We start from the raw sequence: 13,776 nt of genomic DNA on the forward strand, positions 1-13,776 counted from the left end.
AAAAAGAAAGGGGTTTTTACAGTGAAAAACAAAACATTATGGAAACAGGTGGGAGCGGCAGCAATTGCCGCTGCCATGGTAATGAGTACAGTACCGGCGACGCCGGTACAGGCGGCAGGCGGTAAAACGCTTGCCGTTTCTTCTCAAAAGCAGCTGAATCAGGCATTAAAAACCGAAAAAGGGAAGAATGCGGTCATTACCGTAAAAGCAGGGAAAAACGTAAAGATTACGATTCCAAAGGGAACTTATAAAGTGACCATTCGGGTGGTCGGAAAAAAGGCAGCCGTTGTAAATAATGGTACCGTCAAAGAAATTGTTGTAAACAGTAAGGGAACGGTTGCGATCAAAAACAATGGTACCATAAAGAAAGTGACGGTACAGAATGCAAAAAGTGTTTCCTTTTCCGGAAACCATAAAAAGGCAGTGCCGGTTGTTGTAAATGCCGAAGACGTTTCGATGATTCTGGCAGCACCGGCGAAAATAACCGCAAAGAAAGATGTGAACATTGTGCTCAAAAAAGGTGCGGAAAAATCATCCATAACGTGTACAAAAAATGTACAGGCACAGGTGGATAATCAGACAAAGAAAGCAATATCTGTAAAAATTGCGGATGGAACAACGCTGAAAGTGGAATCCGGTGAATCCTGCACCATAACTCCGAAGGGAAAGAAAGAAGACACTTCCGGAGAAGACAAGACGGATGAAAAAGATAAGACGGATGGAAAAGACCAGAAAACAGACGATACCTCGGACGGAAATGCTTCTTCCGGCAGTTCTTCTTCGGGCAATTCTTCTGGTGGAACAACAGTTGAGACACCTTCAAAGCTGACCGAAGCGGATCTCTTAAAACAGGGCTATCAACTGAAGTGGCAGGACAACTTTGACGGAAATTTTTTAAACCGTGCAGACTGGAATGTGGAACTGCATGAAAAAGGCTGGGTCAACAGTGAGTGGCAGGAATATGTGGATTCTGACAAAAATATTCAGGTCAAAGACGGAAAACTGCTGATCAAGCCGGTGGAAACGGTGAATGCAGACGGAACCAGAAGCTACACGTCCGGTCGTATTAATACACAGGGCAAACATGATTTTAAGTATGGATATTTTGAGTGCCGTGCAAAAGTTCCGACCGGAAAAGGCTATCTGCCGGCATTCTGGATGATGCCGACGGACGAAAATCTGTATGGACAGTGGCCAAAATGCGGTGAGATCGACATCATGGAAGTGATGGGGCAGGAAACAAATAAAGCATATGGTACCATTCATTACGGAGAACCGCATGATCAGAGTCAGGGAACCTGTACGGTAGATGCAAAAAATAATTTTGCAGATCAGTATCATACATATGCCTGTGACTGGGAGCCAGGAAAGATTACCTGGTATATTGATGGTGTGAAATTTCATGAAGAGTCCGACTGGTTTTCTGCAAAGAGCGGGCAGGGAGAAGTGGCTTATCCGGCACCGTTTGATCAGCCGTTTTATATGATTTTGAATCTGGCGGTCGGTGGCAGCTGGGTAGGGTATCCGGATGATTCGACCACCTATGCCGATCAGCAGTTTGCAGTGGATTATGTGAAAGTATATCAGAAAGACAGTTATGACGAAAATGTGGAAAAACCGGTAAAGAATGTTATTTTAAGAGAGCCGGATACAACGGGAAATTATATTAACAACGGTGATTTCTCCATAGCAGAGAATTTAAGTGATGACAAAAACTGGAAATTTCTTACCACTTTAGATGGTGATGGAAAAGCAGAAATTAAGAATCATGAGATGGTTATTTCTACAGTAAATATGGGAACCGCAGATTACAGCATTCAGCTGGTACAGCCGGATGTGCCGTTACAAAAAGGCGGAACATATAAAGTAACCTTTGATGCTTATGCGGATGAGGCGCGTACAATGATTGCAGATATTTCCGGACCGGATCATAATTATACGAGGTATTGGAAGGATACAAAAGTGGAACTTGGAACACAGAAAACGACATATACTTATGTGTTTCAGATGACAGGTTCCGATGATGCCAACGGACGTCTGGAATTTAATCTGGGAAATGCTGCTTCCACAGCAGCAGTGCACCTTTCCAATGTGCGCATTGAAAAGACCGGATATGAAGAAATCAAAGAAGACACCACAAAGAAAGTGCTTGCAGACGGAAATTATGTCTACAACGGTTCCTTCCAGGAAGGGAAGAACCGTCTGGGTTACTGGGACATCACGAAACCGGAAAATGCAACCACAGAGGTAACCGGTCTGGAAGATGGACGCCGTCTGAAAGTGGTAAGCCCAAAAGGAACTGTGGTAACAGCAGGACAGCAGGGGCTTGCTCTGAGTGAGGATACAGAATATGTGCTCAGTTTTTCGGCTCAGGCAAACGAAGCAGAAACTATGACAGTACATGTTGCCGGACAGGAATTTCAGGCAGAACTTACCAATGAAAAGAAAAATTACCGTTTTTCCTTTCAGACGGCAGCGGATCTGACAGATAAGAATATTTCCTTTGATCTCGGGCTGGGGACAACCGTATATCTCGACGATGTGCGGATTGATGAGGACAGTCTGATCAAAAACGGAAGTTTTAATGCAGGTATGGCAGGTTTTGAAGTCTATTGCTATACACCATCCAATGTAAAGTATGTTGTTGACTCCTTAAACGAAGACAATGCGGCAGATTTCACAATTGACGATACCGGGGAAGCTGACTGGCATATCCAGTTAAAGCAGACAGGGGTAAAACTCGAACAGGGACAATGGTATCGACTCTCCCTGAAAATGAAATCTTCTATCGACCGTAAAGTGTCTTATGCGTTGCAGAGAGATGGAAGCACCCATAAGGATGCAGATGGAAATGAGGACTGGACTCCATACTGCCAGGAAACCGTAGATCTGACCGGCGAATATCAGACGATCACGAAAGAGTTTCAGATGAAAGAGGATACAGATCTGGAAACGATCTTTAATATTGCCATGGGTGCAGTCGGTGGAAAACAGATCACACAGCAGCACAGAATCTGTATGGATGACATTGTGCTGGAAAAGATAGAGGCACCGGAGATCAAGCCGGAGGAAACCGGAAAGAATCTGCTGACCAATGGAGATTTTTCGAATGGAACGAATGGATGGGACATTAATGCAAATGCGGATCAGACGGCAACAACAGTAGTTACTGATGGCGGTATTGTGTTTCAGGTGAAAAATCCGGGCGAAAAAGACTGGGATGTTCAGCTTAAGCAGACTGGATTTACACTTGAAAAAGGATGTAAATATCGTGTAAAATTCAAAGTCACTTCGACGAAAGCACGAACCATAAAACTCGGCTTAATGGATAACAGTTCCCAGAAGTGGTATGGCGGAGCAGATATTTCTCTGGCGGAAGCAGAGGAAAAGGAAGTTAGTTATGAATTTACGATGCAGCAGGACACAGATAATGTTTCAGAAATGTTTATTTCCATGGGAAAAATCAGTGATAAAAATACACCAGCTTCAGACATTACGCTGACGAATTTCTCTCTTGAGAAGATCACAGAGTAGTACCAGAAAGATAGTTTAAAAAGAAAACAGAAAAGACACCATGACAGAATCCATTTTTACGACAGGGGGCGTGTCATGGCGTTTTTCTGCATATTGGGGGAAGAAAAGGGGAGAAGAGGAGTAATAAAAGGAGACATTTGAATGAGAAAGAAGAGTTGGAAACAGGTAGCGGCAATTGTCATATGTGCGGCATTATTAAGTGGATGTACGGGAGAAAACGGACAGAAAAAAAATACCGGGCGTAAGGAAGGACAGGTTGTAAATATTTATTGCTGGAATGATGAGTTTAAGGAAATTTATGACAAATATGCATCAGATCTTGCTAAAAAACACGATGTTGAAGTGAACTTTGTCATAATTTCCAGTGATAATAATGCTTATCAGATCAATCTGGATGAAGCATTAAAAGAGCAGAATACATGTATTGATGATGACAAAGTGGATTTGTTTTTAATTGAGGCAGATTACGCATCAAAATATGTAAAGTCAGATAATTCCATTGATGTAAAAAAAACAGTGGGACTGACCGATGAGGATCTGAAGCAGCAATATGATTATACAAAGAAAATTGTATCGGAAAATGGAATACAAAAGGGAGTGACCTGGCAGGCAACGCCGGGGTTGTTTGCGTATCGCAGGTCCATTGCAAAAAAGGTATTGGGTACAGACGATCCGGATCAGGTACAAAAGCAACTGAAGGATTGGGATAAGTTTGATCAGGTTGCACAGAAGATGAATGCCGCCGGATATAAAATGTTATCGGGATATGATGATTCCTATCGGGCATTTTCCAACAATGTCTCACATCCCTGGGTGGTCGGTAACAAGATTGTTATAGATGAAAATATCAAGAAGTGGATTCGTCAGACGAAGGAATATGCTCAAAAAGATTATAACAATCATACCACACTGTGGAGTCCGCAGTGGACGCAGGATCAGGGACCGGATGGGAATGTTTTTGGCTTTTTCTATTCGACCTGGGGCATTAATTTTACTCTGATGGGAAATGCATTGGCAGACAGTAGTAAACCCGCAGAAAAAGGAAATGGAATTTACGGAGATTATGCCGTGTGTGAAGGTCCACAGGCATATTATTGGGGCGGTACATGGATGTGTGCGGCGCAGGGAACCGATAATATTCCTTTTATCAGGGATTTGATGAAGCGTCTGACGTGTGATATCAAAACCATGAAGCAGATTACATTGGATACGCAGGACTATACCAATAATGAGAAAGCAATGGATGAGATTGCAAAAAGTAACTATCAGTCGGATTTCCTTGGTGGACAAAATCATATTGCACTTTTTGCAGAGGCTGCAAAGAAAATTGATATGAGTAATATATCAGATTATGATAAGGACTGCAATGAGCAGATTCAACAGTGTCTGCATCCGTATTTTGAAGGTAAAATTTCACTTGCGCAGGGAATGGACGATTTTTATAAAAAGATGGAGCAATTGCATCCGGAATTATCCCATTAATTTAGGCAGAAAGAGAGGAAATACCTATGAAGTGGTTGAATCAGATCAGTATTAAAGTAAAGGTTATGCTGCCAATTTGTATTTTGGGAATTGTTATTCTTTTGGCAAGTATTTCAAGTCTTGTAAATTCGAAAAGGCTGTTGCAGGCGGGGGTTGTAATTTCGCAGGATTGTTCGAAGAGTATTGAACTATTGATGGATATGTCATCCGAGCTGGAATCCATGGGGAAAAATATGTATGGACACTGTGATGCGGAAAATTCTATTTCCAAAGAAAGCTTTGCAACAACCATCCATGAAAAGCTGGAATCTATGGATAGTTATTTTAAACAGTATAAAAAACAGAAAAAACAGCGCGGGAAAAAGAATATTTCGGGGCATTACAAAATCGCTTTAAAAAGTATAAAGAAGGAATGGAACAGGTTCTTACCGCAAGTTCAAAAGGCGATGCGGATGGTGCAACGGAGGCAATCAATGTGATACAGAAACCTTCGGAAGATTATCTTGCAAAGAAAATCAGCAGTCTGATTGCTATGCGGAAACAGGCAATGAATCATTCATTACAAGTACAGCAGGCAGAATATGAATTTTCAAGGAATTCTGCTATTGTATTCGTTGCAGTTTCAATGCTTATGATTTTGTTTTCTCTTTGGATTTGTGTGAAAGGGATTGTAGGACCGATGCACTATATCAGTCACACATTGCAGAAAATGGTGGCAGATATTGAAAAAAATCAGGGAGATCTTTCTGTAAGATTAAAGATTTCAGGAAAAGATGAGATTGGTAAAGTTGGAAGGAATGTAAATGCATTTATTGATACGCTTCAAAATGTTATGGGACGGATTACAGACAGTTCTTTGCGTATGAACCAGATTATCCGGGAGGTGGATGACAAGGTACGTAGTTCAAACGAAAATTCGGATGATATTTCCACTGCCATGGAAGAATTATCGGCATCCATGATTTCCGTTGCAGATATGGTTTCCGGGATTACAAAAAATATGAAAGAAGTGGAAGATCGTACGAAAGAACTTTCGGAAAAATCGGATGGTCTTTTATCCTATTCAGATACGATGGATCAGAACGCGGATAAACTCAAAAATGATGCAATTTTAAATAAAAAAAATACGGGAGAAATTGTCACTGATATTATCGGAAAACTGCAGACAACAATTCAGGAAAGTAAAAAAGTAGAAAAAGTCAGTGAACTTACTAATGATATTTTAAATATTGCAGATCAGACCAATCTGCTTGCATTAAATGCATCCATTGAGGCAGCACGTGCAGGGGAAGCAGGACGTGGTTTTGCAGTAGTTGCCTCTGAAATTGGTAAATTATCGGAATCCAGCAGGGACGCAGCGGTTAATATCCAGTCCATCAATAGTACCGTGATTGGAACCGTGCAGGAATTGATAAAAAATGCTAACGCGCTGGTAACTTATATGGAACAGAATATACTTCCGGATTATGACAATTTTGTGTGCGCTGGGGCACAGTATAATGATGATGCAGTCTATATTAATGAAGTGGTTGAGAAGTTTCATCAGATGGCGGCAGATTTAAAACAGCGCACCGAGTCAGTAATGGAATATATTTCACAGATTCAGAGGGCGGTAGAAGAAGGCTCTGAAGGTATTAATCTTGCTGCAAAAAATACAGCCACGCTTTCCGAAGAAATTTCACACATTTCCAGCCAAATCATGCATAATAAAAAAATAGCTGATGTACTCAGTGAAGAAGCAGAACACTTTATTTAATAAAGGACACAGATGGAGAAGGTATGAAACGAAAAATTGCAATTATTGCAGACGGATGGCGCAGACATATTACATATGTCTGGATCCGGGGATGCAGGAATTACATCAAAGAACATGAGCTGGATATAGAAATTTCGGTATTTCACAGTTTCGGAAATTTCAGCAGGGATGAAAAATTCAATGCAGGAGAATACAATATCATCCATCTGCCGGATTTGTCACAGTTTGATGGTATTATTCTGGAAGTTACGAATATGCTGAATCAGAAAAAGAAGCAGCAGATCATACAGATTATTCAGGAGTCCGGGGTACCGGCAGTATCGCTGCTTGAAAAAATTCCGGGATTGTATCATGCAGGACCGGACAATTACGCAACAATGGAACAGATGGTGGAGCATCTGATAGTGGCTCATTCCTGCAAAACATTAAACTATGTGGGAGGACCGGCAGAAAGCCAGGAAAATCTTTTGCGTCGGCAGGCTTATGAAGATGTCCTGCAAAGATATGGAATTCCGCTTGAAAATGACAGAATCTGGAATGAAAGCTATGAAGTGGAGAGCGGTGTCCGTGCATTCATACATTTTCAGGAAAAACATCTGCTGCCGGATGCCTTTGTCTGCGCAAATGAGAATATTGCGGTGGGGCTCTGCCATCAGGCACAGCAGGAAGGATTTAAAATTCCGGCTGATTTTTGTGTGACAGGATTTGATAATTTTGATAAAGCATCTTATTACAGACCGCGGATTACGACGGTGTCATACGAGAGAGAAGTCATTGCTGAGGCAGCCATGGATCTTCTGGTACAGATCTGGGGGCAGAATACAACAGCTGACTGTAAAACGGTTCCTGTACAAATGTTGTTTCAGGATAGTTGTGGCTGTAAACCAGAACAGGTAAGAAGCAGGAGTGAATATATTGAAGACCGGATTTTTCAGGAAGTGAGGGAAATTGATCTGCACAATGAGATTATGGAATTAAAGCACAATCTTATCGAGTGTGAAGATTATAAGCAGATGGCACAGTATTTTACAAAATGTGTCTGTGGTCTGCGTTGTAAAGGCGTGCGTATCTGGATGAATCAGGATCTGGTGGAGGAATCATTGAGCGATTCCACGGGTGAGGCTTCTTATATTACAGATGGATATCCGGATACCATGCACGTGATCTGTGAAAAGGGAATGGAGCAGGAATATTCATTGTATGTGTATGTACCACTGCATTTCCGGGAGCGGGAAGTAGGGTATGTTGTTCTGGCAGACTGCGATTATATGCTTGAAAATCAGTTCTTGTTTGAAACAATGAATACGTATCTGGAATCCCTGGAATATCTGTATCGCAAACTCAGGCTTCGAAAAGCAAACGAAAAATTATCCCGGTTGTATGTGCTGGATTCTCTTACAGGGTTGTATAACCGTATGGCATACCAGGAGTTTGCAGAGCCTTTGTATGAAAAATGCAGATTGCAAAAAAAAGCGGTGACGGTTATGTTCATTGACGCGGATCATCTGAAATATATTAATGATACGTTTGGGCATGATATGGGGAATCTGGAAATTCGTGGGATAGCGGATGTGATTCGTAAAGTATTTCCACCGGAAGCCGTTTCCATGCGGTACGGTGGAGATGAGTTTGTTGTACTGCTTCCGGGATGCGAAAAAACGCAGGCTGAAAGTTTAAAGGCAGCGTTTTTAAAAGCATTGGATGAAATATCGAAAAGTCTTCATGCTGAATTTGATGTGGAAGCGAGTATCGGATATGAGGTAGTTCTCTGCGGGGAAAAAAGTCTCAATGAATGTATCAATAATGCGGATGAAAAAATGTATCAGTTTAAAAAAGCGCGGAAAGCACAGCGCGAATAAGTGCTGTTTCTGGGAACCGGATGTCCGGTTCCCATTTTTTCTGAAATGATTGCAAAAGTACGGAAAATACCGTAAGATATAGGAATGAAGAAGGAGAACGGCATGTATTATTTGATGAATAAAAATGAGAAAATTGCAAAGACGGCATTTGAAGGGGGGCTGCATGGGCGGCATCTGAGCACAACATCCCCGGAGTATGGCACGGATGGTTCATTTGCCAAGTGTTGGATCAGACTTCCCTATGCAGTGGAACCGGACGAATTTACCTACGGTGGTACTTATTACCGGGAGCATGGACCGCGGATCGGTGACAACTGGGTAAATATAGCGGTGGCATGCTAAAAGTAGTTTTCAGAAAGAGAGAATAGAACATGAAGAAGCGAATCATTTCCGTGCTGCTTGCAACAGTGTTTGCGCTGTCTGTGATTGGATGCGGAACGAAAGATACAAAGGAACAGGATGCCTATCGGCAGTATGGAATTACCTGCATGGAGAGCGGAAAGTATGAAGATGCGGTCAAGGCATTTCAGAATGCGCTTGGAGAGTCGATCGGACATATCGGGGAGAAAGAACTGGATATCTGTTTTTACAAGGCAAAAGCACAGGCACTGGACGGAAAGACAAAAGATGCACTTGCAACGTATAATGCCATTATCAAATATAATAAAGATGCACGCGCATACTATCTGCGTGGAGATCTTTATATGGATATGGGAGAAGAAAAAAAGGGCAGGGCAGATTTTGAGAGTGCTGTGCAGCAAGGCAAAAAAAATTATGAAATCTACATTGGAATCTATGAGTCTTTAAGCCGGCACGAGAAAAAGGATGAGGGACAGAAATATCTGTCTGCTGCGATGGAGATCAAAGGGGATAAACCGGAAGACGAACTGTACAAAGGAAGAATCAGTTATCTGCTCGGTGAAAACAAAGATGCCATCAGTTATCTGGAAAAAGCAAAAGAACATAAGCAGATGCTGGCATCGTATTATCTGGGACTTGCATATGATGCCAATGGAGATTCGGACAAGGCAAAGAAATGTATCGCGGAGTATATAAAGAGTGGAGTGGCTACATCCTATGATTTGTATGAACTTGGCATGCAGGAGATGCAGGATGGAAATTATAAGAATGCACTGACTTATTTTAATTCCGGTCTGGAACTGGAGAAAGTGCCGAATAAGCAGAATCTCATGAAAAGTGCCATTGCGGCATATGAGTACAGTGGCGACTTTGATTCCGCGAAAAAGATGATGAAGGAATATTTAAAGGCTTATCCGGATGATGAGGAAGCAAAACACGAGAATACATTTTTGGAGACTAGATAATGGGTGAACCAATTGTTTTAGAAGATTTTAAAGAGAGAGTTATTCTGGTGGGTGTAAGTGAGCAGGATGGAGACGATGCAGAGGATTCGCTCGCTGAGCTTGCCGAACTGGTAAAGACTGCGGGGGCATCGGTTGCCGGTACGCTGATCCAGAAACGGGAGCTGATCCATCCGGGAACCTATGTGGGAACCGGAAAAGTAGCAGAGATTGCAGAACTTTTAGAGCACACGGGGGCAACGGGAATTGTCTGTGATGATGAATTGTCCCCTGCGCAGTTAAAAAATCTGGAGACGATGTTAAATACCAAGGTGATGGACCGGACGCTTATCATACTGGATATTTTTGCAGCCCGTGCAACAACCAGTGAGGGAAAAATTCAGGTGGAACTTGCTCAGCTGAAGTACCGCCTGAGCAGATTAACCGGACTTGGCAGATCCATGTCCCGTCTGGGTGGTGGAATCGGTACCCGTGGACCGGGAGAAAAAAAGCTTGAGATTGACCGCCGTCTGATCAATGACAGGATTGCACAGCTCAACCGGGAATTAAAAGAAGTGGTCAAACACCGCGAAATTGCCAGAGCAAAAAGAGAGCGCAATGCAGTTCCGGTTGTGGCAATTGTCGGATATACAAATGCCGGAAAATCCACCCTCCTGAATCATCTGACGGACGCAGAGGTTTTAGAGGAGGATAAACTGTTTGCAACGCTGGACCCGACGACACGGATGCTGGAGCTGGAAGGACACCAGCAGGTGCTGCTGACGGATACGGTAGGTTTTATACGGAAACTGCCGCATCATCTGATTGAGGCATTTAAAAGTACACTGGAAGAAGCCAAATATGCGGACTATATTATTCATGTAGTGGATGCTTCCAATCCGCAGCGCGACAAGCAGATGTATATCGTCTATGAGACACTTGATCATCTTGGCGTTAAAAATAAAAAAATTCTGACGCTTTTTAATAAGATCGATATCAGAACCGATGATGACCCACTGCAGGATTTTCGTGCGGATCATGTTCTTCAGATTTCCGCAACGGAAAATGCCGGACTGGATGCAGTAAAAGATGTGCTGCAGGAAATGTTAAGAGAAGATAAAATTTATATTGAACGCGTGATTCCCTATGCGCAGGCAGGTGTATTGCAGCTTGTACGAAATAAGGGAGAACTTGTCTCAGAAGAGTATGTGCCGGAAGGAATTTCCATTCGGGCATATGTCCCTATGGAGGTATACGGAAAACTGTAATCGCTGTGTGTGAAATTTTATAATCCTTTCTTTTGGCTATGGTTTTAATGGAAATAAATGAAAAAATAAGTAAACAACAGGAAATACAAGTCGGAACAGGTAACTTTTTGGGAAATTAATGGGAATAGGAAATTGTGGAATATGGATGGATTTCCTAAAATATAGGCATCTAATGATAATATGATTTTACAGGAGGACAGTCAGGATGTCAGATGTTGTTGAAAAACAGCCGTTAACCGAAGATTACCTGAAGAAGATGGATGCCTACTGGCGCGCAGCCAATTACCTTGGTGCCGCACAGTTATATCTGCTGGATAATCCACTTCTTCGAGAGCCGCTTACCAGAGATCAGGTAAAGAAAAAGATTGTTGGTCACTGGGGAACCGTACCGGGACAGAACTTTGTCTATGTACATTTAAACCGTGTGATCAAAAAGTATGATCAGGATATGATTTTAATTTCCGGTCCGGGACACGGCGGAAACTTCTTTGTTGCCAATACTTATCTGGAAGGTACCTATAGCGAGGTATATCCAAATATCGGAGAAGATATGGATGGACTGAAGAAACTGTGTAAGCAGTTCTCTTTCCCGGGAGGAATCTCCAGCCATGTAGCTCCGGAAACTCCGGGTTCCATCAACGAAGGTGGTGAGCTGGGATATTCCCTGGCACATTCGTTTGGTGCGGTATTTGATAACCCGGATCTGATTGCTGCCTGTATCGTGGGAGACGGTGAGTCCGAGACCGGACCTCTTGCAACTTCATGGCAGTGTAATAAGTTCTTAAATCCGGAGAGCGATGGAGCGGTTCTTCCAATCCTTCATATGAATGGATATAAGATCAGTAATCCAACCATTCTTGCACGTATTTCTCATGAAGAACTTGAGCATTTCTTTGATGGATGCGGATGGAAACCATATTTTGTAGAGGGCGATGATCCAATGACCATGCACCGCAAGATGGCAGAGACACTTGATACCGTTATGGACGAAATCAAGGCGATCCAGAAGAATGCAAGAGAAAACCACGATACCACAAGACCAAAGTGGCCAATGATTGTACTTCGTACTCCAAAGGGATGGACAGGACCAAAGGTTGTAGACGGAAAGCAGATCGAGGGATCTTTCCGTGCGCATCAGGTTCCGATCATGATGGACAAACCGGAGCATCTGGAAATGTTAAAAGAGTGGTTACTCAGCTACCATCCGGAAGAATTGTTTGATGAGAATGGAAAACTGATTCCGGAACTGAAAGCACTTGCACCGACCGGAGACCGCAGAATCGGTTCTAACCCACATGCAAACGGTGGTAAGCTCTTACGTGACTTAAGACTTCCAGATTTCCGTGATTATGCACTTGATGTTCCGGCGCCGGGAAGCGTTGAGGCACAGGATATGGTAGAACTTGGCGGATTTGTCCGTGATATCTTCAAACTGAATGAGGATTCCAAGAACTTCCGTATTTTCGGACCGGACGAGACAATGTCAAACCGTCTGATGAAAGTCTTTGAGGAGACAAACCGTGACTGGAACAATGAAAAACTGGATTCCGATGAATTCCTTGCTACAGATGGCCGTGTTATGGATTCTATGTTAAGTGAGCATATGTGTGAGGGATGGTTAGAGGGATATCTTCTGACAGGACGTCATGGATTCTTTGCAAGTTATGAAGCATTTATCCGTGTGGTAGATTCTATGTGTGCACAGCATGCAAAGTGGTTAAAGGTATGTAATCAGCTTCCGTGGAGACAGTCCATTGCTTCCCTGAACCTGATTCTTACATCCAATGTATGGCAGCAGGATCACAATGGATTTACCCATCAGGACCCGGGATTTTTAGATCATATTGCAAATAAGAAGGCAGATGTGGTACGTCTTTATCTGCCACCGGATACCAATTGTCTGCTGTCCTGCTTTGATCACTGCATCAGAAGCCGCGATTATGTGAATGTGCTTGTTACATCCAAGCATCCGAGACAGCAGTGGCTGACTATGGAACAGGCAGTAAAGCATTGTACACAGGGTATCGGCATCTGGGAGTGGGCAAGTAACGACCAGGGACAGGAGCCTGATGTGGTTATGGCATGCTGTGGAGATACTCCGACACTGGAGACATTAGCAGCAGTTACGATTTTAAGAAAGGCAATGCCGGAGATTAAGATTCGCGTGATCAATGTTGTCGATCTGATGAAACTTGAGCCAAGCACCAAGCATCCGCATGGTCTGACAGATGCAGAGTACGATGCACTGTTCACCAAAGATAAGCCAATCATCTTTGCATTCCATGGGTATCATACACTGATCCACGAGCTGACCTATCGTCGTACCAACAGAAATATTCATGTATACGGATATCAGGAGGAAGGAACCATCACAACACCATTCGATATGCGTGTACAGAATGAGATTGACCGTTTCCATCTGGTAAAGAGCGTAATTGAGCATCTTCCACAGTTAGGAAATCGTGGCGCTTATCTGACACAGAAAATGAATGACAAGCTTGTAGAACACAAGCAGTACATTCATGAGTATGGTGTTGATATGCCGGAGATCCGTGACTGGAAATGGGATTTATAAA

General features: G+C 42.8%; 9 protein-coding genes. All 9 read left to right on the forward strand.

The genetic code is table 11. The features are described 5' to 3' along the window. Window positions 1-21 precede the first annotated feature (21 nt). The 9 genes from M72_RS14460 (at window position 22) to M72_RS14500 (ending at window position 13,775) form a co-directional block, all read left to right on the forward strand. On the forward strand, window positions 22-3,534 hold the full coding sequence (locus M72_RS14460) for a carbohydrate binding domain-containing protein (protein ID WP_055068724.1): 3,513 nt from the start codon (window positions 22-24) through the stop codon (window positions 3,532-3,534). Between the two features lie 141 nt (window positions 3,535-3,675). Beyond that, window positions 3,676-5,016 (forward strand): ABC transporter substrate-binding protein, encoded by a 1,341-nt coding sequence (locus tag M72_RS14465; RefSeq protein WP_022045184.1) that lies wholly within the window; start codon window positions 3,676-3,678, stop codon window positions 5,014-5,016. 26 nt (window positions 5,017-5,042) lie between these two features. Beyond that, window positions 5,043-5,495 carry an MCP four helix bundle domain-containing protein gene (locus tag M72_RS14470; protein WP_055068725.1) on the forward strand — a complete coding sequence of 151 codons (453 nt, stop codon included), beginning with the start codon at window positions 5,043-5,045 and terminating at the stop codon, window positions 5,493-5,495. Next, entirely contained in the window at window positions 5,429-6,772 is a 1,344-nt protein-coding gene (locus M72_RS14475) for a methyl-accepting chemotaxis protein (protein ID WP_082413931.1), read from the forward strand. Before M72_RS14470 ends, M72_RS14475 begins: the two co-directional genes overlap by 67 nt. A gap of 23 nt (window positions 6,773-6,795) precedes the next feature. Next, window positions 6,796-8,631 (forward strand): diguanylate cyclase domain-containing protein, encoded by a 1,836-nt coding sequence (locus tag M72_RS14480; RefSeq protein ID WP_055068727.1) that lies wholly within the window; start codon window positions 6,796-6,798, stop codon window positions 8,629-8,631. 102 nt (window positions 8,632-8,733) lie between these two features. Further along, window positions 8,734-8,973, forward strand: a complete 240-nt coding sequence (locus tag M72_RS14485; protein WP_022045181.1) for a hypothetical protein — start codon at window positions 8,734-8,736, stop codon at window positions 8,971-8,973. Between the two features lie 29 nt (window positions 8,974-9,002). Further along, window positions 9,003-9,956, forward strand: a complete 954-nt coding sequence (locus tag M72_RS14490) for a tetratricopeptide repeat protein (RefSeq protein WP_022045180.1) — start codon at window positions 9,003-9,005, stop codon at window positions 9,954-9,956. Continuing rightward, window positions 9,956-11,200: a GTPase HflX gene (gene hflX, locus M72_RS14495; RefSeq protein WP_022045179.1), complete on the forward strand. Its 1,245-nt coding sequence runs from the start codon at window positions 9,956-9,958 to the stop codon at window positions 11,198-11,200. Before M72_RS14490 ends, hflX begins: the two co-directional genes overlap by 1 nt. Window positions 11,201-11,405: 205 nt before the next feature. Continuing rightward, window positions 11,406-13,775 (forward strand): phosphoketolase family protein, encoded by a 2,370-nt coding sequence (locus tag M72_RS14500; RefSeq protein WP_022045178.1) that lies wholly within the window; start codon window positions 11,406-11,408, stop codon window positions 13,773-13,775. Window position 13,776: the final 1 nt, after the last annotated feature.

Source organism: Roseburia faecis, assembly GCF_001406815.1.
GTDB lineage: Bacteria > Bacillota > Clostridia > Lachnospirales > Lachnospiraceae > Roseburia > Roseburia faecis.